Genomic DNA, 24,383 nt, shown 5'->3' on the forward strand with positions numbered 1-24,383 from the left:
TGGGGTGCGGGTGGGCGTGGGAGAGACGATGTGGGGGGCGGTAGGGAGTTCGGGGGTGGGGAGGTTGGGGCGGTGGGGGGACTGTGGGTGGTACTCGGGTTGGGCGGATGGTTCGGGGTGGATGAGCGTGGCGAATACGGTGTTGATCCAGTCGAGGACTGGCGGGACGGTGCGGAAGTTGGTGGTGAGGGTGACTGTCTCGCCTAGGAGGTCCTGGGCGGTGAGGTAGGTGGCGATGTTGGCGCGGCGGAAGCGGTAGATGGACTGTTTCGGGTCGCCGACTACGAACAGGCGGCCGTCGGGGACCTCGACGTCGCGCCAGTCGGGGGCGTCGGCTTCGGCGCCACCGGCGATGCGGACGGCTAGTTCGATCTGGATCGGGTCGGTGTCTTGGAACTCGTCCAGGAGGAGCCGCTGGTAGCGGTCGTGGAGGGCTTCGCGGACTGAAGCGTCCCGCCGGAGGAGGTCGCGGGCTAGGACCAGAAGGTCGTGGAACTCGAGGCGGCCTTCGGCGCGGCGTAGTTCGGCGGATTCCAGGACGCGGACAGCCAGCCAGTGAGAAAGATGCCTGAGGCAAGCATCTAGGAGGAGCTCGACGAGGGAGCCCGCTACCTCGACGACCTCGGAACAGTCGCCGCGGGTCTTGGTGATGTCCGGCCAGTTCTCCTTGCGACCGATGCGGCCGACCTTCAGGTTGCGGAGGTTCTGCAGGATCGCGAGTTGGGTCTCCTGGTCGGTGGCGGCGTCGAGCATCAGGCCGATGTCGCGGATCTGGTGGACCTTGGCGAGCATCCGGTCGTCGGTGGCGAGGCAGTGCTCGGCCGTCGCGCCGATCTGCGCCGCGGCGGCGACGAGGCCGGTCAGGTCCGGCATCGCGACCAGTTCGGGTGGGTCGACGAGGACTCGGTCGCTGATCAGGTCCCAGTCGTTGCCGAACAGGCGGGCTAGGGAGCGCAGATGCTTGAGCTCGACGCCGACTGCCATTGCCAGTAGGAGAGGTTCGGCGATGGAGTCGTCATCCAGGAGTTGCTGTTGTAGCACCGACCAGCGTTCCTCGAAGGCGACGGATGAGCCGACCTCGTCCAGTACGTCGATCAGCGGTGGCAGGCCGGCCTCGATGGGGTGGGCGAGCAGGATCTGCTGGGCGAACGAGTGCAGGGTCCCGATCGAGGCCGAGTCGAGATCATCGAGGGCATCATCGGCCAGAGCTTTGGCCGGTCCCTTCCGTGCCTTCTCGAACTCCACTCGTAGGCGGTCCCGCAATTCGGCGCCGGCCTTCTCGGTGAAGGTGACTGCCGCGATCGTGCTGAGCGGTACTCCGTCGCGCAGCACCAGCGTGGTTACTCGGTCGACGAGGGCGTGTGTCTTGCCCGATCCGGCGCCGGCCTCGACGAAGAGCGTGGAGTCGGTGTCGGAGCGGATCTGCTCGCGTGCGTCCGCGTCCGGTAGTTGGTTCATCAGACGCCACCCTCCTCGGCTCCGCCGGATCCCGCGGGAGAAGGCGGAGTGGTGCGAGTGGCAGGTGAAGGCGAAGTGCTGCGGGTGGCAGGTGAAGGCGAAGTGGTTGGGGCGGCCGCAGAAGGCGGAGCGGCTGGGTCAATCAGGTGGACTAGGCGGGCCAGGGTTGGGTCGTGGCGCTTTCGTTCCCACCTGGCTCGTACTTCGCTGTGGCCGATGCTGTCTGGGTTGCAGTAGGGGCATTGGACCCAGAGGAAGTCGGGAATCTCAGGAGCTTTCGCGGGGAAGTATCCGGCGGCGATCGACGACACGATCACGTCCAAGGTGTCGACGTAGCGCGCCTCGACCTCCGGTGTCAGCGGGACCGGGATTCGGCGGCCGCCCTTGCGGACGAACCAGTACGACGCCTCCACCGGCGTCGACTCCTCACCCAGGCGAGCGCGCGCCGCATACGCATAAACAGGCAGTTGCAACTTCGTCCCCGCAGCCACCGGGTCCACTTCGATCGCCTCGTAGCGCGAGAAGCCGCCGGTTTTCACGTCGGTGACGTAGATCGTGCCGTCGTTGCCGAGGTCGACCTTGTCCGCCGAGCCGCGCAGCAACACTCGCCCGGACGGCACCGGGATCTCCACCGGCGGCTCACCGTCGAAGCCGAACCGCAGTTCGCTCGCGATCACCGAAGCGTCGTGCTCGGCGCGCCAGCGTTCGTCGTCGGCGAGCAGCACCAGCAGATCACCCAGAATCCGCAACCGCTCGCGCTGCCACAGCCGCGGATGCCCGGTCAGCCCCTCGGCCTCGAACCGGTCGGCAAGATCGGCGCCGATCGCGACCAGCAACGACCGCTGCTCATCAGACCAGGGCTCCCCGAACCCTGGCAACGACCCGGCCAACCGGTTCACGAAAGTATCGAGGCTGTTGTGGATCAGATTCCCCACCTGCAACGGCGAGATCACCAGCAGATCCTCAGGCGCCTCCAGCGGCTCCACCTGCAGCAACCGCTGGACGAAGTACGCATGCGGGCAGGACGCGTAAGACTCCAGCGACGTCGGCGACGCGATTCGGTCCTCCAACGCGTAGTCCGGCAGCCCGGACACCCCCGACAGGTTCCCGTCGAAGCGGGTGAACTCGTCGCTGGCTCGGGAACGCAACAGGGTCCGCGCCCGAGACACCACACCGTCCGTCAACGAGAGCCCGGCCGTCAGAGCGCGCACCTGCCAGTCCTGCTCGGTCGCCGGCATGCTTGCCGTGGTCAACGACCCGGCGTACGAAGCCGACGTGAGCAGGCGGTCGCCGTACTCCGCCTGGTCCCATTCGGTCGCGGCCAGAGCGTGGTCGCCGGTGAGTGAGCGGAGAGTGCCGAGGAGCCAGCGCGTCGGCAGTCGACGGCTCGATCGGCGCAGGTCGCCGCGCGGGAACGACGCGACCACTCGCGACGATCCGGCAGAGAACGCCACCAAGAGATGCCGCTGCTTCGCGTCGAGCCGATCCCGGAACGACGCCAGCTCCGGGGCGGCCGCCTCGCGCACGCGGTGGGGGAGCAGCGCATCCTCGTGCACCCTGCCCGGGTAGAGATCCTCCGACAGCCCCACCACGAAGACGATGTCGACGGCGAGCCCGACGCTCGCGGACAACGGCGCCACCAGTACTCCGGTGCCGAACGTCCCGACGCGAGGAAGCGACTGCTGCAACTCCAGGTCGAGGACATCACGCAGTACGGACAAGGAGGCGGGCGTGCCGAGCTGGTCGAGTGTGGAGAGCCCGCGCAGCGACCCCTCGACCGCGACCGCCGCGTACTGCTCCTCGATCGGCAGCGTCGACGCGTCGCCAAGCAACGCGTGGAAGAGTCCGAGCACCGACTCCGCGAGCTCAGACCACGACTCGAGCAGCGCCGCGCGACCCAACCGTCGCCGCAGCTCCACAGCAAAGGAGTGCAACTGCTGCGCAGTGCCCGCGTTGTACTGCGCTCGCCGGATCACCGCCGCGACCGGGTCCTCCGAGGCCTGCTCCTGCTCCGCCGTACGGCGCTCCGATTCCACATAGCGCCCGAGTCGCACATCCCAGTCGTCACCACGAACCACGCCGGCGGCGCGCGACAACCGCTCCCACTGCGGCACGGGAATCCGCTCACCGGTGAAGTCGCGCGTCGGCGCGTTCGCCAGCGCACGGAACAGATCGGCACGGGGCAGATCCCGATCCACCAGCGCGAGCACCTCGAGCAAGGTGCGCGCGATCGCTCGCTCGTGGACCGGTCGGGTGCCCGGCCCGTTGACCTCGATCTTGGCCGCGGCCAAGTGCTCGTGGAGCAGGCGCGCATAGGGCGTCGCGGCGGAGTACAGCACCGCGATGCGATGAGCCGGCGTGTGCCGCAACGAGGCGACCACGTCCCGCACGACGCAGCGCACCTCGTCGTCGGCGTCTGAGGCGTTGAGCACCTCGGTCGCGACCGGGTAATTCTTCGAGATGGAGGTCGGCAGGTCGATCCCGATGCGCTCCAGCGATCGCCGCACGGCCCGATCGGCTCGCCTCACGTCCGTCAGCCCAACGATCACCGTCAGATCCGCGGCAGCATCCCCTAGCGCCTCGACGAACTGAGCCTCGGCCTGAGTCAGCTCCTGCGGCAGATAGAGCACCAGAGCGCCAAGCTCGGCCACGACACCGGGCTCGCACCGCGCCGCCGCCTCGCGGAGCAGCTCGGTCTCGTCATACCAATCAGGCAGCAGTTCGTCGGTGACATGGCTGTGCAGCCGGACCAGGTCAGGACCCAGGCTGGACGCGGCCGCGATCTTGTCGAGCGCGGAAGGTGTGAGGTCGCGCAGCTCCCGATGAGCCGCAGCAAGCGCTTGGATGGTCGAGGGGTGGTCCGCCACGTCTTCGAACACCCCCGGCGCCTTCGACAGCGCAGTACGCCAGGTCGCGGCGACGATCGGGCGGGTAGCCGGTCGCCGTGGCGCCAAGGCGCTGGCGGCGAGCTGCTCGGCCAGACGTGGCAACGTCGCCAGGTACAGCGCGGCGATGGTGGAGGCGGCCAGGAAACGGCGGGCCGTGACCCCGGCCAGATTGTTCGGCAGGAGCAGGGTGACCGGCTTCATCGGGTCGCCGTCCTTGAGCTGCAGGACGACGTCACGGAGCTTGTCCAGCGCGGCAGCGCCGTACGCCGTGGTCTCGATCCGGGTCGCGGTCACGGTGCTCCCCTCCTGAGATCGAGCACAGCCTGACTGTCCCCACAGACGCTAGACCACCCCGCGGACAAAACGGCGAAACCCCCGGCGACCGGGGAGAAACGCCAGTGTCGCTGCGGTGGCGGCCCTCGACTCGGACAATGAAGGAATGACCAAGGAGACCGTCGTCGCCCGCACGCTGCTGGTGCTGGTCTTCGCCCCGGCGGGCGGCATGTTCGGCCAGGCCGTGGCGGTCGCCGCGGCGGGCCGGGAGTGGTGGCCGTGGCTGGTCGCCGCCCTGGTCTGGCTGGTGCTGTCCGGGTTGGTCTCCATGGCGGTGTCATCGCTGACCTCACCACGCCACCACGGTCAGGTGTCGAGCCGTTTCGACGAGCACAGATAATGCTCCGATGGCCGCCGCTGTGCACCACCTCGAGATCTGGGTCCCGGACCTCTCCCGGGCGCTGAACGATTGGGGCTGGATCCTTCGCCGGCTGGGCTGGAAGGACGGCGACAGTTGGCCCGGCGGCTTCACCTGGCAGTCCGGTGTGGACAGCACCTACCTGGTGATCGAGCAGAGCCCGGCGCTGTCGGCGACCGCGCACGACCGGCTTCGCCCCGGGATGAACCACCTGGCCCTGAACGCGGCCAGCCGCGCCGAGGTCGACGCGATCGTTGCCGAGTCAGGCAACCGTGGCTGGACGCTGATGTTCGCCGACCGGCACCCGTACGCCGGCGGTCCGCAGCATTACGCCGCTTTCCTGCATAACCAGGACGGCTACGAACTCGAGATCGTGGCTCCCGATTAGGGGGATCGGTGGGTGAGACTTCGGGTGTCTGGAGTGACGCACGGGACTGATGGTGTGACATGGTTGGTGAAGGCAGTGGGAAGGTCGCGGGGCAAAGGTGGAAGGACGGTGCTCGTGACGGAGAAGCCTGACGGGGGGAGTGCGCCCGGACCGGTTTCTCCGGAGATCCTGGAAGCACGCATCCGTGGCCTGCAGTTCGCGCTCGGGCAGTTGCTCGAGAGCGCGCGGGCGCACACCCGGGGCGAGCATCAGCGGGCGGTCCAGTTGCACCGCCAGTTGCAGGCCGAGACCGCGACCGCCCGGCGCGAATCCCGGGGACTGGTCGAGGCCGCGACCACGCAAGCGCTCGCTTCGGCCGAGCCCGACGCGCGCCGCCTGGCCGACCGGCTGGCACCCGGACTGGCATCCATTCCACCGAACGACGCCCGCTGGCGTTCGAGGCAACTGGTCGGCGCCGGCACCCCGTCGTACGTCCGGGTCGGTGAACTGGACGCCGGTACTCCGGTCGTCGCGCCGCTGTTGCGCACCAACGGCTGGCGGGTGATGGCCGATCGCAACGAATCCGCGCGCCGACTGCTGCAGAGTGTCGCGTTGCGCCTGATCGCCGCGGCCGAGCCGTTCCGGCTGCGGATCGATGCTTTCGACCCCCGGCTGACCGGGATGATGGGGCTGCTCGGGCACCTGACCACGAAGTACCCGCAATTGGTGCCGAGAGCAACGCACACCGCGGATCAGTTGCACAGTGTGCTGTCCGGGCTGGTCGATGTGTCGTCGTTGCGTGCCAGCAGGCAAGCACAGTTGGGGCACCAGCGGTTCGAGGACCTGGTCCGCGAGAGCGGGCGCGTCACGGATCCCTACCGGCTGATCGTGCTGTTCGACTACCCGGCAGGCATCGACAGCCTCGCTCAGCGCGACCTCGTCCGGCTGGCGGCGACGGGTGCGGATCGGGGCATCTGCTTCCTCGTCCACCATGACCCGACCAGCACGGCCGAGCACGAGGTCGACGCGCGGCAACTGCTCGACCTGCTCACCCCCGTTGCCATCGCCAACGAGAAGGTGGAGCTGTCGCAGCTGCCGAACGTCCCGGCGAAGCTGGACCCGGCGTTCGACGCGAACGTTGCCGCGGGCATCTGTGACGTCGTCGCCGAACTGGCCGAGATCGCCGTCCTGCCGACGATCGAGTTCAACCGGACGCTGCCGGACCGGTCGACGTGGTGGCAGCCGGTCAGCGACGAGCTGAGCACGGTCATCGGGTACGACGATCGCACGCCGGCGCTGGTGCGGCTGCGGAGCGGCAACCCGGCGCTGCCCCACGTGCTCGTCGGTGGTGCGGTCGGTCAGGGTAAGTCGAATCTGCTGCTGGTGCTGATCCACGGGCTGGCCGCTCGCTACGACCCGGCCGATCTGGAGATGTACCTGCTCGACTTCAAGCACGGCGTCGAGTTCTCGGCGTTGGGGCCGGCGACCGAGCGGGAGCATTGGCTGCCGCACGTGCGGGTGCTCGGGATCCACAGCGATCGGGCGTTCGGACTTGCCGTGCTTCGGCATCTGTCGGACGAGCTCGCCCGGCGCAGCGAAATCTTCAAGTCGCACGGCAATGTCGCGGATATCGCCGAGCTTCCCGCCGGGCCGGAGCGGCCGCCGCGGATCCTCGCAGTACTGGATGAGTTCCAGGTGTTGCTGGAGGACGACGACGAGCTTGCTGACGAGGCCGCGCGGTTGCTCGAGCGGCTGGTGCGGCTCGGTCGCGCCTATGGTGTGCACGTCGTGCTGGCGACACAGACGATCGAGGGCGTGAAACGGCTGTCGACCCGGCGGGACTCGATCTTCGGGCAGGTGCCCTATCGCATCGCCTTGAAGACGACGCCTGCCGACTCGCAAGCGATCCTGCGGACGGGAAACACGGCGGCCGCCGAGTTGCAGTTCCGCGGTGAGGCTGTGCTGAACGCGAACTTCGGATCGCCCGACGACAACCAGCATGTCCTGGTCAGCTTCGCGGACAAGAAGGTGCTGGACGAGTTGCGCCGCGAACTGTGGACCAGGTCCGGTACTACGCATCCGCCGCGCGTGTTCCACCTGGCCGAGCCGGCACGACTGACCGACACGGCGGCCGCGGTCAAACCCGAACTCGGGCGGCCGTGGACGGGGTTGCCGATCGCGGTGACGGAGGAGCCGGTGTCCGTGGAGGTTCGGCCGGAGCCGGGCGCCGGAGTACTGGTCCTTGGTGATGGTCCGGCGGATGCGCTCGGTGCGCTGACAGGGCTCGCGGTATCGGCGGCGGCCGCGGCCGCAGTACCGCCTCGGTTCTTGTTCCTGGACGGGACGGACTCGGCGCCGTCGGTTGCTGAGGGCAAGGGAGCGTTGCTCCAGGCGCTGCGCCGGCTCGGCTGCGAGGTCGAGACTGTGGACAAGCACGCCGACGTCGTACCGCGGTTGTTCGCGCTGCGGGATGCTGTTCGGGAGGGACATATCGGCGGTACTACGTACTTGCTGGGGTTCGGCTTCCACGGCGTGCCGAAGATGCAGACTCATGCGGAGGGGTTCTTCGAGAGCCCGGCCAACGCGCTCCAGGACATCGTGCGCGACGGGCCGGCGCAGGGGCTCGTCACCTTCGGCTGGTGGAACCGCCTGCACGTCTGCACCGAGCAGCTTGGGTATGGGCGGGCCAATGTGGCTACACACCTGTTCCTGCGGCACCCGCAGGACGGGGTCCGCGCAGTAGCGGGTCCACTCGTCCGGTGGGCGTCAGAGCCGCACCGGGCGCTGCTGTGGGATGGGCTGCACCCTGAGGCGCAGGTCGTCGTACCGTTCGCTCCGCTCCGCGAGGACGAGGTCGACCGCTACCTGGAGCTGGTACGCCGATGAAGACCGAACAGCAGGAGTGGTCCGAGTACGCCCGGGCGCTGCGGCAGGTCGCGGGTGCCAGGGCTGACGCGCAGCAGGCGCAGGACAGGTTGACCGCGAACCGGTCGAAGGCGGAAGCCACAGCGATGGCAGAGGCGGACGCGATGGCCGAGCGCGGCCGCAAGCTGGAGATCCGGCTCAATGCGCTCGCCGAGACGGCTGCGGCCAGCCTGCAACGAGCGGGGCTGCCTCCCGAGGGCAAGAAGGCAGCGATCGCCCTGCCGGAAATGCGCGGCATGACGGACATGGAGGCGGCTGCGGCCAAGCTCACCAAGCAACTGGCCGATACCGTGGACAAGCTCGAGGAGGTCCGCAAGGAGGCCCGGGCCGAGCAGGAGCGCCGCAAGCGCCGTACGATCAGCGCCGCCGAGGTCCTGGTGGGGTTCCTGATCGTCTGGGTGCTCCAGAGGTCGCTCCTGGACGCAGTGGCAGCTGCGGCGATCGCGGCGGTCACGCTGCTGGCCGCGTCGCGGGTGCTGGGGTTGCCGCGTCTACCGGGCGCTCGGTGGTGGGGCTGGGGCGGCGCGGCCCTGGTCGTAGTACTGATGGCTGCTGGGCTGCCGTGGTGGTTGGCGATCCTGGTGCCGGCCGCCGTGGCAGGGACAGCGATCGTGCTGCCGAAGAAGCGCAACCCGTAGATCTTTGTAGGAAGAGGGGCAGTAAGTGTCGGACGTACAGCGGCTCAAGGAACAGCTGCATCAGGTCTCCGCTGAGGCCAAGCAGGCAGCAGGAGGCCTGGCTGGCTTCAAACTCCGGTTCACCCAGCACAGCGCTCAGGTGGAGAGCCTGATCGCCGGTACTGCGACCGGGGTCGACCGCGACATCTCCGAGATCCTCGACGCCGCCGGCAAGGCGGTAGAGCAGGCCGCGGAGGCCCTGGAGATCGCCTCCGCCGGCTGCAAGAGCTACGCCGACCAGATCTGACCTCATGCCCTCCGACCTGCAGCGGGTGGCGCGCGGCCTGGTCGAATGCCTCGACGAGGTCCCGCAGGTAGTAGCCCACCTGCAACGCACGGCCGAACGCTGCCGGGAGAACGCCGCTGTCGCCATCGCCGCCTCACACGGGCAGGCGACGGTGGCGGCACAGCAGTTGGACGCGGCCGCGCGGGCCTGCGAGGAGGCGGCGCATTACTTGTCGATGGCGCCGCCTAAGACGAAGGCGTGGGCCGAGCGTCTCGTCGGTGCGCCTCGCTCCAGCAATCGGCCAGGGGAGCAATCCGCCGACCGCAACAAGGCGACCGGCGGAGTAGGCGACGTCGCCGAACGGGATCTGCTCGGCCGGGTTGTTCGTACTTCGCTGCCGTTCAAGCCCTTGGAAGATGCCGAGGGCAAGGAACCGCCGATGATCAAGGTAGCCCGCAAGGCCTTCGAAAAGCTCCGCAAGAAGCAAGAGAAGGACGAGGTGCAGCGGGAGGACCCGGAGCCTCTCGAGGTCGAGATCGTCGCCGAATCCGGCGAAGTCGAGGTCGTATACCAGGAATCCCCGGAGGAACGAGACTACGAGATCCAGATGGATTTGAACGCCGCCGCCACAGAACTCCTCAAGGCGATGGAAGAGTCCGGCAAACAGTCGTGGACCGCGGCCACGATCACCCTCACCCCCGACCGCGTCTCGGGCGTCTTCACCTATCCGGATCTCCCCGAGGCCGCTGAACCCCCGGTCATCGACGTAGAACTCCCCGAGCCTGCTGCATCAGTCCCCGACGACGGCGCCCGGCCACCGATCGCAGTACCGGAGATCGAGGTCGCGGTGGAAGAGCCACCGGACTTCGACCCGGCGTTCCACCCACGCGCACTGGGAGACGACTTTGAACCAGGGGTCCAATGATCCGGACGACAACTTCCTACCGCGAGAACGAGCCGTGGCTGAGCGGCTTCAGGCGCAGGGATGGCGAGTCGATTCCCGGCTGGCAGATCACGATGTGAAGCACAGGAAGAACCCGGACTCCCGCTAGATGGTGAGGTGGTCATCGACGGTCGGAATGTGGGGCTCGCCGAGGAGGACGCTCTGCGAGCCTTCCGGCGAGCCTGCGGTCAACCCGGCAAGACTGTGCCGGCCATGGTGCACGTCATCCTCGGTGACGGGCGGATGGTCACCTACATGAAGGAGCATTGATGTCTGCTGTCGAAAATGTCTTTGTCGGTACCGACGCGCCGCTTCGGCAGGTGGCCGACGAGTGGCTGGATCCGCTGCTGGCGCTCGAGCCGATACCTGATGGGCTGGACAGCCAGGAGGAGATCGGCTTGCGGTGTCAGGCTCTCGACGCTGACGGCTGGCTGATGATCCTGGTACGCCGGAACGGATATGCAGAAGTGAATCCTGAGCCTGATGACGTGCAGGCGTTCGATGCGTATCCGACCGAGATCGCCATCCGGTACCGGGCGGAAGACGAGTTGGCGCAGCAACGGCAGGCGCGGCTGGTTTTCGACCGGCTCGTCGCGACGCGTCCCGACGTTCCGATGCTTCTGGTGCATGACCTGGACATTCTGGTGGCAGCCCACCTGCCGGCCGCCGGTACGCAGTACTTTCCGGACAATGTCACCGTCGATGCCCCAGACCAGGATCAGTGGCGGCCATGGGGGCACGGTTGAGGCCTGGATACGTGGTCGCGTCACTCGACCAGCCCAACTGGATGGTGACGGAACACTGATGTCCACCATTCAGAGCATTTTCCAGGGTGTGGAGGACGACCCTTCGCAGGTTGCTGAGTGGTTGACGGCTGTGGTGGGGTTCGAGCAACTGCCCGGCGCGGAGGACGGGCCGGATGAGGTGGTTCTTCGGGGTTCGGCGGCTACGGTCGATGGCTGGCTCGGCGTGGTGGTCGACCGGAACAGTTATGTCTCGGCGGATGCCGGGTCCGATGAGGTTCAGGGGGCCTTGGGGTCGGCCATCATGCGGAATGACCGGCCAACGGCCACTACCTCGCAGATTCCCGAGATGGTGGAGGAGTGCGGGCGGAGTACGTTCGGCGCATGCTTGCGGGCGGAGGACTCGGCCGCGGGCGTGGCGAAATCGACCTTTAGGTAGCTGGTGGCCTTCGCCGTGTACGGCGGGCGCTGCTGGGAGGAGATCCACCAGTCCACCTGGCTCAGGTCGGTGACGCGGTACTTGCCGGCCTGGTCGATCGCGTAGTTCGAGGAACTGCGTACTGTCACCTGGCGGAACTGGCCGGGTGGGATCGGGGCGTCGGGGTGGGCGGAGGTGAGCGTAGCGGCGACCAGGAGACGTCGTCTGGTCAGATAGCGGCTCCCTGGCGGCTCCTGGAGCTGTTGCCGCGCTCGGGCCAGTACTAGCGGGGTTGGCTCCGGTACGTCGTCACGCAGCGTCTTGAGCACGTCGATCTCATTCATGACTGGTCTCCTCGAAGTCAGAGCCGAGAGCGGAGCGCAGGACTCGACGCGCACGGTGCAGTCGGGACCGTACGGTCCCGACGGGTATGTCCAGGGCGCTAGCGATCTCCGGGTAGCTGAGGTCCTCCCAGGCGTACAGCAGTAGTACGTCGCGCTCCACAGGCCGCAGACGAGCCAGTACGTGGCGATCCCGTAGAGCCAGGGCAGCGCGCTGTACTGCGTACCGTCGTACCGGTCGCGTCTCTCGAAGGCGAGCAGGAACGCCTGCCCGAGCAGGTCGTCAGCCTCGGTGGTGCCGAGCGGTGGGCGACGTACCGGTGGATCGCGACGACGTGCCGGTCGAAGACGGTCGCGAAGGCGTCCGGGGAGTCGCAGGAGAGCTCGATCAGCTCGGCATCCGTCTGGGGGGCGCCGCCCGAGCTGGTTGACGCGACCGCGAGCGCGCCGGGAAGGGGGTGGCTCGAGCCGGCTCAGGCGGGGGAGGCCGAGGGAGGTGGGCGTGACTGGGGGCGGTGCACATCTGTCCTTGCCCGATCGGCCCGTCTCGGTTCCCACCGCATCCCTGACGGTGACACGCAGTGGGGCCGTCAGAAACTTTTCAGGATTCGCGTCATGAAGTGGTGGGTGGGCCGTCACTACCAGTGAACCCATCCCCACAGGGAAGTGGAGTGATCGACGTGAACCGCAGGTTTTCGAAGCCGCTGATGGGAACACCGACCGGGCGGCGGGTGCGCTGATGTCCGACGACGACCCCGCCGGTCCGCAACGTCGCCGCGTACGAGTGTGGTTCGGAGACCACATCGTCGCGGACTACCGGGCGGAGGCCGACCTGGCCGACCGCTATGCCGCGGCCATGTCGCGCCGGTTCGCCGGTCTGCGCGTGACCAGCGAGCCGATTTCCCCCTCCGATCCTGGCGGTCATGCGCTGCCGGGCGAACGACTCTGGGAGGTCGCGCCGAAATGACCGCTCGCCGCTTCCGGCTGATCCGCCATCATGACGTCTCCGGTGTCAGTGGCACCGGGCCCGTCGCCGAGGGCGTCCAGTTCACCGACGGGGCGGTCGCGCTCCGCTGGTACGGCGACTACCCGACCACGACCGTCTGGGACAGCATCGAGTCGGTGATCGCGATCCACGGTCACCAGGGCGCCACCGAGGTCGAGTGGTACGACCCCGATCCCGGGCCCGATCCGCAACTCCAGGTGCGTGCGGAGCTGCCACCCCAGCCGTGGCCCGAGTTGCACTCGGCCCCCGAACCAGACACCGAACCAGACCCCGATCCCGAAGCCGAGCAGCAGCCGGCCGAGGGGCGGTAGCAACCACCACCTTCCCGGCCGGAACCTCACTCGGCCGCGGACAGACCACGACCGGATCCGGCGCCGCGGACCTGGTCTGACCCGAGCGGGCCGGTACCGAACTCCCTCCGGTGCCGGCCCGCTCAAGCCCACTCAGGCCGCTCAGGTCCGCTCAAGCCCACTCAGGTCGCACAGGCCCACTCAGGTCGCACAGGCCCGCTCAGGCCGCTCAAGCCCACTCAGGCGGCTCAAACCCCGCCAGACCGCTCAAGCCCCGCTCGAGCCCGTTCCGCCGTAGTCGAGCGTGTCCTCGACGTCCAGGTTGTAGAAGGTCGCCGGACCATCGGTCAGCTCCATCATCTTGGCGGCGAACTCACTGGTGTCCTCCCGGTTCGAGTTCTCCATCGCCTCCTCGTAGGAGGCGAACTCGACGATGCTGAAGTAGCGGCCCGGGTTGTCCCGGTCGGCGCAGGCGAGCAGCCGAACCGGCCGCGGGCCGTCGTCGGACGCCACGCGGGTCTTGCGGAAGTCCTCGCCGAGGGCGCGGATCTCATCCGGCTTCGAAGTCCGGTACTCGATGATCTGAACGAAACCAGCCATTTCTTCCCCCTTGATTCGCAGGTAGCTCCTACTGCCGACAGTGCGCCTGCCTCACCCCGTCCGCAAGAGGTTGCCCCCGGCTATGACCCGGCGCGGACGGCAGGCCACGAAGCGTGTCTGCCCTGGGCAGAGTCGGGTGGGTTTCGGCCCGCCGGCCTGCTTGGCTGGGGGAATGGAGATTCTGATTCTCGGTGGGACCGCCTTCCTCGGCCGTGAGATCGCGAAGCAGGCAATCGCTCGCGGACATGCCGTCACCTGTGTCGCCCGGGGGGAGAGCGGCGCCATCGCCGATGGCGCGACCTTGATCGCAGCCGACCGGAGCCGGCCGGACGCGTACGACGCAGTACCGGAGCAGGAGTGGGACGCCGTGTTCGAGGTGTCCTGGCAGCCGGGGTTCGTGAAGGCCGCGCTGGATGCTTTCGGCGCCAAGGCGAAGCACTGGACGTACGTGTCGTCGGGCAACGCCTACGCCAAGTTCGATACGCCTGGGGCGGACGAGTCGGCGCCGCTGCGGGAGGCGACCGACCAGGACGTCGTGGACCGGGAGCTGTACGGCGAGGCCAAGGTCGCCTGTGAGTTGGCGTCGGTGGCGGCGGTCGGGGATCGTCTGGTGATCGCGCGGGCGGGCCTGATCGGTGGCCCGGGGGACAAGAGCGACCGCGCCGGTGCCTGGGTAGCTCGGGCGGCACGAGCGCCGGAGGAGCCGCTGCTCGTGCCGGACACGCCCGACCTCGCGACCTCCGTGATCGACGTACGAGACCTGGCGTCCTGGCTGCTGGACTGCGCCGAGACCGGCAAGACCGGGACGTACGACGCGGTCGGCCCGGTGGTGCCGTTCGGCGAGTGGATCGAGCTGGTGCGGTCGGTGTGCGGGCACACCGGTCCGGTCGTGCTCGCGCCGCGTGAGTGGCTGGAGGAGCAGAAGGTCGAGCAGTTCATGGGACCCGAGTCGATTGCCATGTGGCTGACCGAACCCGGCTACGAAGGCTGGTCCTCACGCAGCGGCGCAGCGGCTGCCCAGGCGGGGCTGAAGCACCGGTCGCGGGAGGAGATCGTGGTCGACACGCTGGCCTGGGAGCGCGAACTCGGTCTCGACCGCCGCGACCGTAAGGCCGGCCTGAGCCCGGAACGCGAGCGGGAGCTGATCAAGTCACTGCCCTAGCTCTGGCAGAGTGGACCACATGAGGCTGGTACTGATCTCCGACACCCACCTGCCAGTGCGTGCGAAGAGGCTTCCCGCGGTGCTCTGGGAAGAGATCGAGGCCGCCGACGTGGTGATCCACGCCGGCGACTGGGTGAACGTCGAACTGCTCGACGAGCTGACCGAGCGGTCCGCGCGGCTGATCGGCTGCTGGGGCAACAACGACGGACCGTTGCTGAGGGCAAGGTTGCCCGAGGTCGCGCGGGCGTCGCTGGACGGTCTGTCCGTCGCGGTCGTGCACGAGACCGGCGCCGCGAAAGGACGCGAGCTGAGGTGCGAGAAGGCTTACCCGGACGTCGATCTGCTCGTGTTCGGGCACAGCCATATCCCGTGGGACACGACGACGCCGCGCGGGTTGCGGCTGCTCAACCCCGGATCACCGACGGATCGGCGGCGGCAGCCGTACTGCACCTACCAGACGGCCGTGATCGAGTCCGGTCGTCTGGAAGATGTTGCTTTACACAACCTCTAGGCGTTGGCCGCTTCCTTGACCCGGGTCTTCAGCCGATCGCGAACCTCTTCCGGAGTGTAGGCGCGGCGCTTCCGCTCGCCCCGCGCGATGACGACGCCTGTGGCCGCGACTCCGACGAGTCCAGCCAGTCCTACGACCTTCCATGCCTTCATGTCACTAACCTAGCCACGTGGAGACTCGGATTTCACTGGATGACGCTACGGAACTGACACGAACAGGTGACATTTGGCTGTTCCGCGGTGGCAGCGCGGCCGATCGCGCGATCCAGCTGACCACCAACAGCCCGGTCAACCACGTCGGCATGGCGGTCGTGCTCGAGGACCTGCCGCCACTGATGTGGCATGCCGAGCTCGGCCGCTCGCTGCCGGACATGTGGACCGGGAACCACCAGCGCGGAGTACAGCTGCACGATCTGCGCGACGCGGTGCTGGTCTGGGCGCGGAAGTACGGTCAGCAGGCGTGGTTGCGGCAGTTGGAGCACCCGATCACCCGCGAGATCGAGGACGCCGTACTGCGGACCGTGGCGCGCCTGGACGGTACGCCGTTCCCGTCCACCGCCCGGCTGGCATCGCGCTGGGTGCGCGGGCGGATCCCCAAGTTCCGCCGGGGTGAGCGCGAGCTGGAACTGGAGAGCGCGTACTGCGCGGAGGTAGTCGCCCTGACGTACGAGGAGATGGGCCTGCTCCCGGCGGACCGCCGGCCGAACTGGTACGACCCGGGGCGCTTCTGGAGCGGCGACGACCTGGAGTTGTCGCTCGGTGCGGTGCTCGGTGAGGAAATCGCCGTCGACATCCCGGCTGCGGAGCTGCCAGCCGCCGACCTCGTTTGACGGCAGTAGGACCCAACCCAACGAACCCGAGCCGGTTGCCTGCGTAGGGCGCTCCGCCTGCCCGCAGCCGCGGTAGCGCACGTCGTGCGAACCATCTGATCGCGCCGCCGGAAACTGTCGGTGGGCTGTGGTTGGCTTGTCACAGGTTGGATTCGAGTGGGAGGAGGCGCCGCGGATGTATGCCGTCATCGACACCGAGACGACCGGCCTGTCACCGGATCACCGGCACCGGGTGATCGAGATCGCGGTCGTGCTGTTGGACGCGCGCGGCCGGGTCGAGGGGGAGTGGGTGACGCTGCTGAACCCTCAGCGCGACCTCGGGCCTCAACACATCCACGGGATCCTCACCGCCGACGTGCTCGCCGCGCCCGAGTTCGGTGACGTCGCGCGCCAGCTGGGGGAGTTGCTGGCCGGGCGGATGGTGGTCGGGCACAACGTGGAGTTCGACCTCGGTTTTCTGCGGGCGGAGTTCGCCCGGCTCGGCTTCGCGGTGCCGCTGATCACCGAGCGATCGATGTGCACGATGGCGCTCGCGGGCTATCTGTATCCGGGGGCCAAGCGGACGCTCGGTGCCTGCTGCTCTGCGGCGGGCATCTCGTTGGAGGGTTGGCATTCGGCGCTCGCGGACACGCGCGCGACCGCGCAACTCTTCAGCCATTACCTGGGGTCTTTCCGCGCGCCGCCTCCGTGGCAGTGGGCGTACGAGGAGGTCCGTCGACTGAGGTGGCCAGACCTGCCGGATGGGGAGTTCACGCCGACCGTGCGGCCGGTGCACGCGGGTGGGCGGCATGGGTGGATGAGCCGACTCGTGGATCAGTTGCCCCGGGTGCCAGAGCCGCCGCAGGCCGACTCGTATCTCGCCGTCCTCGACATGATCTTGGCCGACCGCGAGATCAACGCGGCGGGCGCGGATCAACTCGTCCACGTCGCCACGAAGCTCGGACTCACCCGTCCTCAGGTGGACGAGTTGCATCGGGTCTATGTGTCGGACCTCGCGGAGGCCCTATGGAGCGAGGGCGAGGTCAGCCCGGCGCAGCGGAACGACCTCGACCGGGTGGCGGTGATGCTCGGCCATCGCGCGTCCGACGTCGATGATGCCCTGCTCAGAGCCAGCAACGGCCGATACGTCGTGCCGGCTCGTCCTGGGGCGCGGGGGTTTCCGCCGGGTAGCACGCTGGTGTTCACGGGGGACATGGTCGAGCGGCGCGAGGTCTGGTGGGACCGGGCGGTCGCTGCGGGCTTTGTGCCGCAGGAGGCGGTTCGCCCGGACACCACGTTCCTTGTTGCCGCCGACGTGGACAGCCTGTCCGTGAAGGCGCGCGCGGCCCGGGAGTACGGCGTACCGATCATTGCTGTGGAGGATTTCGTCCGCCTCCTGCCGGCTCCGGACGAACGCAAGGCGGGGTGAGGCTCTGCCGTAGGGTGCGGGCGTGGAACTCGAGGAGCTGGCGCAGCGGATCTATCAGGTGGCGCATCTGACCGGGGAGTTTGTGCTGCGGTCAGGGATCACCACGCACGAGTACTTCGACAAGTACCGGTTCGAGGCTGATCCGGTGCTGCTCGACGAGATCGCACGCGCGATGGTGCCGCTGGTTCCGTCGGGAACCGAGGTGCTCGCTGGGCTGGAGATGGGTGGTATTCCGGTCGTCACGGCACTCGGTCGGCACACGGGTCTGCCGTGCGCTTTCGTCCGCAAGGAAGCCAAGGCCTACGGCACCGCCCGCCTGGCCGAAGGCGCCGAGATCGCCGGCCGACGGGTCCTGGTGGTCGAGGATGTCGTGACCAGCGGCGGTCAGATCATCCTGTCCACCAAGGAGCTGCGGTCCCTCGGCGCCACGATCACCCACGCCCTCTGCGTCATAGACCGCGAACAAACCGGCGCCGGATCCCTGGCCGCCCACGACATCACCCTTCTCTCCCTCCTCACCGCCACAAACCTCCGCCCGCGCCCTTCGGACTGAGACCTCCGGCCCAAGATTGCTGCGAGCTTGCTCGCGTGCTCAGGTGCCGCCGGGCCTGTTTGGTTGCGCCGCCCTCACCACAGGACCTCTTTGGTCTGAACCAGTTGGCTGGCGATCGTCGGGGTGATCGGGGTGAGGATGTAGCCCGTCGCCGCGTCGCCCAGGTGGTGGACGTGCGTGGGGTTGAAGGTTGCGTAGGCAGCGATGTACGCGCAGACGACGCCATCGATCGCGTCCTCCAAGCGTTTGAGACCGGCCTTGGTAGTCGCAGCCTCGACAGTCGAGCGGATCCGTTCCCACTCCTGATTGCCCTTCAGCAGCAACGGCGGCGACGCGTCGGCGAGAGACTCCAGACAGCCGACCAGTCGCAGCAGTTCCGCCTGCAGGTGGCCGAAGTCGCGACCCGGCTTGGCCTTGTACTGAAGGATTCGAGGCAGGTCGAACAGCACGACCAGAGCCGGATGCGGGTAAACCTCAGCCGCACGCCGTTCCGCCGGCACGCTGGGATCGACCTGCAGCCCGAGCGCGTCGGCGAGCCGTAGCGCGCGGGCTCCCTCGGTGAAGCTCGCATTCGCCGTGTTCGTCGGGTGGCAGTAGGCGCCGTAGCGGCCGAAGTACCGGGCGACGAGCCGCTCGCACGGACGCTGGCCCGACGGGTTCACGACGATCATCGGCGCGTCGAACGCGACCAGGCACGGCCCGTCGGTCCACGGCCGCATCCAGTCGAGAATGTCGGCGTCGGTCCGCCGGGTCGTGACGTCGAGGAGCGTGCCGGTCTCGTCGACGACCGCCAGGCCGGTGACCCCGCGAGGTCCCCAGGCGAGGTCGACGCCGACGAAGTACCGGCTGTCAGTGCTCTTCGTGGTGGAACTCGCCGTCGTCGCGCTCGATCTCGAACCGCAGCGTCTTGCCGGAGCGGATCCGCTCGACCGCGGCCAGGCAGGCGGCGTCGCTCATGTGCACGCCGATCTCGCCGAGCTTGTTTCGCAGTACGAGGGCCGCGTCTTCCGCCGACCGGGCGCTCGACTCGTTGATCGCCTCGATCGTGGTGGCGGTGAGCTTCTCGCGGATGTCCGGATGGACCTCGTGGATCTCGTGGGTGATTCTGAACTCGGACATCGCGACCTCGTCCTCCCTTGACGGCCTGTCATTCAGCCTAGTGTCCCCACCTGCTAAACAGCAGCACGAGACGCCGCGTCTTGGCAGGTGTTTAACCGAGCACTCGACCGACGAAGGTCTCGAGCCGTTCGTTCAATCGGCCGGCCCTGACCTCGGGGCCGGCCAGGTCGCTTTGCGGCACCTCGAGTTCCTTGAGTCCGCGGAGGTAGAGGGAGCATGCCAGGTCCGCGCAGATGTAGGTCCCGACGGTGTTGCCCGCCTTGCCGGCGGAGCCTGCCCGGCGTGCCACGAACAGGGAGACGTCAGTGACCTGGTGCGCCGTATGGCACAGGTCGCACAACCCGGTACCGCGCCTGGGCGCACCCGTCGCGGCCGTGGTCACCGCGATCCCGGTCACCCCTTCGTCCCGGCGTAGGACGAGGTAGCCGCGGGCGGGCGCCTTCGGATCGCGCCAGCCGAGGTAGTCCAGGTTCTCCCACGGCAGGACGTCGAAGTCCCGGGGCAGGGTCATCGCCTTGACGAGACTCCTGGACGAGTTGACGAAGGAGCGCCTGATCTCGTCGGCGCTGAGCGGCTCCACGGTGTACCTCCGGTGGTTCGTTGCGGCCACCAGGGAACCTTCCGCACCGCCCGGTCCGCAACTGATTAACCGCTTGCCTATGGCAACGACACGCCCCAGCCACTGAGCCGCCCAGGGATCTGCCGCGGAAGGTTTCTGTGACGACCGCGTAGCTAGGGGTAGACGAATCCGCCGCGGTCTGCCAAGTTGGAAGAAAGTTAAACTATTCCTCTGGGAGGCGGGCTGTATGTCCACTGGGTATTCCGAGCTCACCGGCGACTACACGATCGACACCGCGCACAGCAGGCTGGGTTTCGTCGCCCGGCACGCGATGGTGGCGAAGGTGCGCGGCGGCTTCGACGAGTTCGAGGGGTCGGCGCACCTCGACGGTGACAAGCCGGCGAACTCCTCGGCTCGGGTCACCATCCAGGCCAAGAGCATCGACACCCGCAACAAGCAGCGCGACGACCATCTGCGCAGCAACGACTTCCTCGACATGGACAACCACCCGGAGATCACCTTCGTCTCCACCGCGGTCGAGCCGACCGGCGACGACCACTTCAAGGTCTCCGGCGATCTCACCATCCGCGGCGTGACGAAGCCGGTCGACATCGACTTCGAGTACACCGGGACGGCGGTCGACCCGTTCGGCAACACCCGGGTCGGGCTCGAGGGTTCGGTCGTCCTCAACCGCAAGGACTTCGGCGTCAGCTGGAACGCGGCCATCGAGGGCGGCGGCGTACTCGTCAGCGAGAAGGTCACCCTGGAGATCGAGATCTCCGCCATCAAGAACACCTGACCGGTTCGCTCCCTCATCCGCCGCCGGGGTGATGGGGAAACGGCTTGGGAAGACCACGCCGTCGCGCTCCTCGACCCCGCGGGCCGAGGCTTGCCACCAGCGGCCGGCCGCCTGAGCCGGTCGCATCGACTGCGGTGGGTTTGTCGCGGTGAGGGTGCTGGGTTCGTCGCAATGCTGTCACGATCGCCGGTGGGCCTCTCTGGAGGCTGGTCCGTCACATTTGGTGCTGAGAGAATTTCAGTCAGTGCCGGACTAGGGCCAGGGGGTCCGCCGATGATCGACACCAGAGTGCACCGATGGCTGATGCCCCTCCTCGGGCGCCGGCGCCGCGGACGCCGCGCGCCGGAATCGTTTCGGCCGCGCGGGACGAGTTCCAAGGTCAGCCGCCTGGCCGCCCGGTACGACGGCGAGGTGGATGCCGCGCTGGAGCGGCTCTGGCCGAAGGCGCGGATCTACCACGATCGCGAGTTCACCCGGGACCGTGCGGACTTCCTGCTGGTGGTCCGCGGCCGCGGGGTGATGATCGAGACCAAGGTGAAGAGCGATCGCGGATTGTTCCGCGGGTCGACCTTGCCGCCGCTGCTCGATCGGCTGCAGCGGGACGGGCGGCGGCTGGTAGTACTACTGAACCAGGGTGATCCCACGCCGGCCCGTGAACTGGTCGCGGCCAAGCTCGGCGACAAGGCTCGGGTGATCGTGTGGTCCGGCCCGGCCGACGACGAGGCGCTGCAGGAGGCAGTCGAGTCGCTGCTGCAGCAGGCCAGCCGGCACGTCTGACCGACGAGACCGACGTGGTCGACGTGATGATCGACGGGACCGATTGCGCCCGGTACTACTAACGCCGGGCGCGGCGCGTCACTTGACCGCGTTGGCTGACGGAAGCTGACAGCGCGGGAGGGCAGGTGGCTGCTCTCCCGCGCTGCGAGTTGGCTCCGAACCGCGAGGTGTGTCCTTGACGGACAGCGGTTCGGAGTCGTTCAGGGGGTGCTGCCGGTCAGCACTTCACCGGGGGTTCTGCTCGGCACTTCACCGGGGGACTGCTCAGCACTTCACCGCGGTGGTGCGGCCGCCGTCGACGACCCAGCGGCCCTCGACCAGTTCGACCCGCATCTCGTCGAGCCAACGGGTCGGTGTCGAGGCCGGCAACACGCTCTTGCCCTTGGCGTCGACCGTGCGGGCCTTCTTGGTGTCATAACAGGCACGGACGATGACGCCGTCGGCAAGCAGAGCCCGCTTGGCCCAGAGCACGGTCGTGACGCCGGTGTTGTGCAGCCGCTTGGTGCGGTAGTACTTCGCTTGCTGGCTGATCGAGGTGAACAGATCGGACGTCATCACCGGAATGAGTTGCTTGGTCGACCTGCCGCCACTACGCATCATCACGTCGAACGCGACGCGGTAGTCGTAGTACGCGTTGACGACGGGATCATCCGACCGCACCGAACCACCCGAGCCGTCCGCACCACTGGCGACCGGGTCGATCAGTCCATGCTTGGACGCCTTCTGAGCGCCGGGCGACGACGCGGCCACGTCGGCGGACTTGTCGTTACCGCAGCCCGCGAGCATCAGGACCGGGATCAGCGTGGCGGTCACCACCAGGTTCTGAATGCGCATGTTGTCCGAACCTCCTGTCGGGCGCGGCACTGCCGCTCGCGCCCACCGGCACTGACCGTGTAACGCCCTGACACGCACGGTGGTCACTGTGAGCTAGATCACACCCGCCCTTTCTGCCGGGGTACTGCACGCGGTTTAGCTCCCTGGCCGGATGCCCTCCGCCCACCTGCTGAGCAGACCGTGAAGGCGGAGCCTGGGCACGGTGAGACTGGATGGGTCGAGGTTGAGTGGTGGGTGCGATCGGATCGGTGGAGGTTGGGATGGACGCACTGGAACGGCTTCGGGGGTTGTGTTTGGCGTTGCCGGAGACCACTGAGCGGTTGAGCCATGGGGAGCCGACCTGGTTTGTGCGGGACAAGAAGACGTTTGTGATGTTTGCCGATCAGCACCATGACGACCGGACCGGGTTTTGGTGTGCGGCTCCCGAGGGGGCGCAGGAGTCCTTGATCGCGGGCGATCCGGAGCACTTCTTTCGGCCGCCGTACGTTGGTCATCGGGGGTGGCTTGGGGTGTATCTCGATGTGGATGGGGTGGACTGGGGTCACCTTGCGGAGATCGTTGAGGATGCCTATCGGCAAGTTGCGCCGAAGAGTCTGATTGCGCGGTTGGACGAGGGGTAGTCGGTCACGGAGTTAGGGCTGGGAGTTGCTCCTGGTGGGCCGTGGGGGGAGTCGTCGGTTGGGAGTTCTTCGCTTGGTGGAGGGCGTCGGTAGGGTGGCGCGGTGAGTGAGATTGCGGAGAGGTCGGGGGCGGAGCGGGAGCCGGTGGGGGAGATGACGCCGGGCAAGGGGATCAGCGAGAAGGTGGCTATCGGGCTGGTGTTCGGTAGTTCGGCGGCGGTCCTGGTGCTCGAGTTGGTGGCGTTGCGGTTGGTGGCGCCGTATCTCGGGTTGACGTTGGAGACGAATACCGCCGTCATCGGGGTCGCGCTGGCTGCTATCGCGACCGGGGCGGCGATGGGTGGGAAGTTCGCCGACGCGGTGCCGCCGACGAAGACGCTTGGGCCGTTGGTGATGTTTGGCGGGGCGTTGGTGTTGCTGATTCTTCCCGTCGTGCGGTGGACCGGTGAGGCGGTTCGGGGGTCGGCGGGGGATGCGGTGTTCTTGGCCGTCGCGGTGGCCTTGTTCGTGCCGGCGTCGCTGTTGGCGGCGGTGACTCCGATGGTGACGAAGCTGCGGCTGTCGACGTTGAGTCAGACGGGAACAGTCGTCGGGCGGCTGTCGGCGTACGCGACGGTGGGCGCGATCGTGGGCACTGTGCTGACCGGGTTCGTGTTCGTCGCGAAGGTGCCGACCAGCACGATCGTGCTCTGTCTCGGCGGGCTGCTGGTGGTAGCCGGCGCCGTGCTGACGATCTTCTTCCGTGGTCTCCGAGCGGCTGCACGCCCGCTGGTGATCGCGTTGATCGGGACCGGCCTGACCGTTGTGGCGCCGAAGCCCTGTGAAGTGGAGACCGCGTACCACTGCGCCCGGATCGAGAAGGACCCGAACAGGGCCAGCGGGCGCACCCTGTACCTCGACCAGTACCGGCACTCCTACGTCGATCTCAACGACCCGACCTATCTCGAGTTCGAGTACATCAAGGACTACGCGGCCGCGATCGACGCACACTGGCCGGGAGCCGAGCCGCTGCGGGCGTTGCATGTCGGCGGCGGTGGGCTGACCATGCCGCACCTGTTGCTGAAGACCCGGCCGGGCACTGACAACAAGGTGTACGAGATCGACCCCGGCGTGATCGAGTTGGACAAGGCCGAGTTGGGTGCCAAGCCCGGGCCCGGGCTCGACATCCAGATCCGCGACGGGCGGCTCGGAGTACGGTCTGAGCCCACGGACAGCCGGGATCTGGTCATCATGGACGCGTTCGGTGGGGTGGCCGTGCCGTGGCACCTGACCACGCGGGAGGTCGTCTCCGACGTACGGCGGGTCCTCGCGCCGGACGGGCTCTATCTGGTGAACGTGATCGACTTCGGCCCGCAGCGATTCGCGAAGGCGGAGGCGCGGACCCTCGCGGCCGAGTTCCCGCATGTCGCGGTCGTCTCCCGGGAGGGCGCGTTCGACGGCCGGACCGGCGGCAACTTCGTCCTGGTCGGATCGGACCAGCCGATCGACGCGGCGGCGCTGCGGCAACGCCTCGCGGGCCGCTCGGAACTGCTCGGCGACACCGCGGCGGTGCGGGAGTTCGCCGGCGACGGACCGCTGCTGACGGACGACTACGCGCCGGTAGACCAGCTGCTCACCCCCTTCCAGAGCTGAGACGCGG

The 24,383-nt window shown here is 68.0% G+C and carries 28 protein-coding genes and 1 pseudogene; 19 read left to right on the forward strand and 10 right to left on the reverse strand.

What is annotated here, in order from left to right; translation table 11 throughout:
* Together ABD255_RS19465 and ABD255_RS19470 are read right to left on the reverse strand one after the other, a co-directional pair.
* On the reverse strand, positions 1-1,458 hold a 1,458-nt coding region (locus tag ABD255_RS19465; RefSeq protein ID WP_344215875.1), incomplete at its 3' end, for a UvrD-helicase domain-containing protein.
* Positions 1,458-4,640 (reverse strand): PD-(D/E)XK nuclease family protein, encoded by a 3,183-nt coding sequence (locus tag ABD255_RS19470; RefSeq protein WP_344215877.1) that lies wholly within the window; start codon positions 4,638-4,640, stop codon positions 1,458-1,460. The genes ABD255_RS19470 and ABD255_RS19465, both read right to left, overlap by 1 nt.
* 145 nt (positions 4,641-4,785) lie before the next feature.
* Here ABD255_RS19470 and ABD255_RS19475 point away from each other — a divergent pair, with 145 nt between their 5' ends.
* From ABD255_RS19475 to ABD255_RS19510, 8 genes are all read left to right on the forward strand, one after another.
* On the forward strand, positions 4,786-5,019 hold the full coding sequence (locus ABD255_RS19475; protein ID WP_344215879.1) for a hypothetical protein: 234 nt from the start codon (positions 4,786-4,788) through the stop codon (positions 5,017-5,019).
* A 7-nt stretch (positions 5,020-5,026) separates the two neighbouring features.
* A complete protein-coding gene (locus ABD255_RS19480) occupies positions 5,027-5,425 on the forward strand; it encodes a VOC family protein (RefSeq protein WP_344215881.1) in 399 nt (132 codons plus the stop codon).
* Positions 5,426-5,539: 114 nt separating this feature from the next.
* Complete coding sequence (locus ABD255_RS19485; RefSeq protein WP_344215883.1) at positions 5,540-8,290, forward strand: FtsK/SpoIIIE domain-containing protein; 2,751 nt, start codon at positions 5,540-5,542, stop codon at positions 8,288-8,290.
* Positions 8,287-8,967 (forward strand): hypothetical protein, encoded by a 681-nt coding sequence (locus ABD255_RS19490; RefSeq protein WP_344215885.1) that lies wholly within the window; start codon positions 8,287-8,289, stop codon positions 8,965-8,967. Before ABD255_RS19485 ends, ABD255_RS19490 begins: the two co-directional genes overlap by 4 nt.
* A 25-nt stretch (positions 8,968-8,992) precedes the next feature.
* Positions 8,993-9,253: a hypothetical protein gene (locus tag ABD255_RS19495; RefSeq protein ID WP_012922179.1), complete on the forward strand. Its 261-nt coding sequence runs from the start codon at positions 8,993-8,995 to the stop codon at positions 9,251-9,253.
* Positions 9,254-9,257: 4 nt separating this feature from the next.
* Positions 9,258-10,157 (forward strand): hypothetical protein, encoded by a 900-nt coding sequence (locus ABD255_RS19500; protein WP_344215887.1) that lies wholly within the window; start codon positions 9,258-9,260, stop codon positions 10,155-10,157.
* Between the two features lie 135 nt (positions 10,158-10,292).
* Positions 10,293-10,445, forward strand: a complete 153-nt coding sequence (locus tag ABD255_RS19505) for a hypothetical protein (protein WP_344215889.1) — start codon at positions 10,293-10,295, stop codon at positions 10,443-10,445.
* Positions 10,445-10,921: a hypothetical protein gene (locus ABD255_RS19510; RefSeq protein ID WP_344215891.1), complete on the forward strand. Its 477-nt coding sequence runs from the start codon at positions 10,445-10,447 to the stop codon at positions 10,919-10,921. Before ABD255_RS19505 ends, ABD255_RS19510 begins: the two co-directional genes overlap by 1 nt.
* Positions 10,922-11,197: 276 nt before the next feature.
* Here the strand turns inward: ABD255_RS19510 and ABD255_RS19515 are convergent, their stop codons facing one another.
* Both ABD255_RS19515 and ABD255_RS19520 read right to left on the reverse strand, forming a co-directional pair.
* Positions 11,198-11,680 carry a hypothetical protein gene (locus tag ABD255_RS19515; RefSeq protein ID WP_344215893.1) on the reverse strand — a complete coding sequence of 161 codons (483 nt, stop codon included), beginning with the start codon at positions 11,678-11,680 and terminating at the stop codon, positions 11,198-11,200.
* The gene (locus ABD255_RS19520; protein WP_344215894.1) at positions 11,673-11,840 is read right to left on the reverse strand and encodes an RNA polymerase sigma factor; all 168 of its coding nucleotides are present in this window, start codon (positions 11,838-11,840) and stop codon (positions 11,673-11,675) included. The genes ABD255_RS19515 and ABD255_RS19520 overlap by 8 nt, the downstream gene beginning before the upstream one ends.
* Before the next feature lie 576 nt (positions 11,841-12,416).
* Here ABD255_RS19520 and ABD255_RS19525 point away from each other — a divergent pair.
* Entirely contained in the window at positions 12,417-12,644 is a 228-nt protein-coding gene (locus tag ABD255_RS19525; RefSeq protein ID WP_344215896.1) for a hypothetical protein, read from the forward strand.
* Positions 12,641-12,994: a hypothetical protein gene (locus ABD255_RS19530; protein ID WP_344215898.1), complete on the forward strand. Its 354-nt coding sequence runs from the start codon at positions 12,641-12,643 to the stop codon at positions 12,992-12,994. Before ABD255_RS19525 ends, ABD255_RS19530 begins: the two co-directional genes overlap by 4 nt.
* Positions 12,995-13,240: 246 nt before the next feature.
* Here ABD255_RS19530 and ABD255_RS19535 read toward each other — a convergent pair whose 3' ends face one another.
* Entirely contained in the window at positions 13,241-13,573 is a 333-nt protein-coding gene (locus ABD255_RS19535; RefSeq protein ID WP_344215900.1) for a hypothetical protein, read from the reverse strand.
* Between the two features lie 172 nt (positions 13,574-13,745).
* Between ABD255_RS19535 and ABD255_RS19540 the strand changes: the two genes are divergently transcribed.
* Positions 13,746-14,735, forward strand: coding sequence for an NAD-dependent epimerase/dehydratase family protein (locus tag ABD255_RS19540; RefSeq protein ID WP_344215902.1), 990 nt, complete (start codon positions 13,746-13,748; stop codon positions 14,733-14,735).
* A gap of 19 nt (positions 14,736-14,754) precedes the next feature.
* Positions 14,755-15,246, forward strand: coding sequence for a metallophosphoesterase family protein (locus ABD255_RS19545; RefSeq protein ID WP_344215903.1), 492 nt, complete (start codon positions 14,755-14,757; stop codon positions 15,244-15,246).
* Here ABD255_RS19545 and ABD255_RS19550 read toward each other — a convergent pair.
* The gene (locus tag ABD255_RS19550; RefSeq protein ID WP_344215905.1) at positions 15,243-15,398 is read right to left on the reverse strand and encodes a hypothetical protein; all 156 of its coding nucleotides are present in this window, start codon (positions 15,396-15,398) and stop codon (positions 15,243-15,245) included. The genes ABD255_RS19545 and ABD255_RS19550 overlap by 4 nt on opposite strands.
* Before the next feature lie 17 nt (positions 15,399-15,415).
* Between ABD255_RS19550 and ABD255_RS19555 the strand changes: the two genes are divergently transcribed.
* The 3 genes from ABD255_RS19555 to pyrE all read left to right on the forward strand — a co-directional run bounded on the left by ABD255_RS19555 (position 15,416) and on the right by pyrE (position 18,036).
* The gene (locus ABD255_RS19555; RefSeq protein WP_344215907.1) at positions 15,416-16,075 is read left to right on the forward strand and encodes a hypothetical protein; all 660 of its coding nucleotides are present in this window, start codon (positions 15,416-15,418) and stop codon (positions 16,073-16,075) included.
* Between the two features lie 175 nt (positions 16,076-16,250).
* Positions 16,251-17,483, forward strand: coding sequence for an exonuclease domain-containing protein (locus ABD255_RS19560; RefSeq protein ID WP_344215908.1), 1,233 nt, complete (start codon positions 16,251-16,253; stop codon positions 17,481-17,483).
* A gap of 22 nt (positions 17,484-17,505) precedes the next feature.
* The gene (pyrE, locus tag ABD255_RS19565) at positions 17,506-18,036 is read left to right on the forward strand and encodes an orotate phosphoribosyltransferase (protein ID WP_344215909.1); all 531 of its coding nucleotides are present in this window, start codon (positions 17,506-17,508) and stop codon (positions 18,034-18,036) included.
* Between the two features lie 74 nt (positions 18,037-18,110).
* On the opposite strand, the pseudogene ABD255_RS19570 reads toward pyrE, so the two are convergent.
* The 3 genes and pseudogenes from ABD255_RS19570 to ABD255_RS19580 form a co-directional block, all read right to left on the reverse strand.
* A pseudogene (locus ABD255_RS19570) lies at positions 18,111-18,857 on the reverse strand (DUF429 domain-containing protein); the annotation flags it as partial.
* A gap of 28 nt (positions 18,858-18,885) precedes the next feature.
* Positions 18,886-19,155, reverse strand: coding sequence for a hypothetical protein (locus ABD255_RS19575; RefSeq protein ID WP_344215911.1), 270 nt, complete (start codon positions 19,153-19,155; stop codon positions 18,886-18,888).
* Positions 19,156-19,246: 91 nt separating this feature from the next.
* Positions 19,247-19,765, reverse strand: a complete 519-nt coding sequence (locus tag ABD255_RS19580) for an FBP domain-containing protein (protein WP_344215913.1) — start codon at positions 19,763-19,765, stop codon at positions 19,247-19,249.
* Positions 19,766-19,961: 196 nt separating this feature from the next.
* Between ABD255_RS19580 and ABD255_RS19585 the strand changes: the two genes are divergently transcribed.
* Positions 19,962-20,513 (forward strand): YceI family protein, encoded by a 552-nt coding sequence (locus ABD255_RS19585; protein WP_344215915.1) that lies wholly within the window; start codon positions 19,962-19,964, stop codon positions 20,511-20,513.
* 273 nt (positions 20,514-20,786) lie between these two features.
* Entirely contained in the window at positions 20,787-21,290 is a 504-nt protein-coding gene (locus ABD255_RS19590; RefSeq protein WP_344215917.1) for a hypothetical protein, read from the forward strand.
* Positions 21,291-21,554: 264 nt separating this feature from the next.
* Here the strand turns inward: ABD255_RS19590 and ABD255_RS19595 are convergent, their stop codons facing one another.
* On the reverse strand, positions 21,555-22,124 hold the full coding sequence (locus ABD255_RS19595) for a hypothetical protein (protein WP_344215919.1): 570 nt from the start codon (positions 22,122-22,124) through the stop codon (positions 21,555-21,557).
* A 260-nt stretch (positions 22,125-22,384) separates the two neighbouring features.
* Between ABD255_RS19595 and ABD255_RS19600 the strand changes: the two genes are divergently transcribed.
* Complete coding sequence (locus tag ABD255_RS19600; protein WP_344215921.1) at positions 22,385-22,744, forward strand: MmcQ/YjbR family DNA-binding protein; 360 nt, start codon at positions 22,385-22,387, stop codon at positions 22,742-22,744.
* 102 nt (positions 22,745-22,846) lie between these two features.
* Positions 22,847-24,376: a fused MFS/spermidine synthase gene (locus ABD255_RS19605; protein ID WP_344215923.1), complete on the forward strand. Its 1,530-nt coding sequence runs from the start codon at positions 22,847-22,849 to the stop codon at positions 24,374-24,376.
* Positions 24,377-24,383 lie beyond the last annotated feature (7 nt).

This window comes from Kribbella sancticallisti, from assembly GCF_039530625.1.
GTDB lineage: Bacteria > Actinomycetota > Actinomycetes > Propionibacteriales > Kribbellaceae > Kribbella > Kribbella sancticallisti.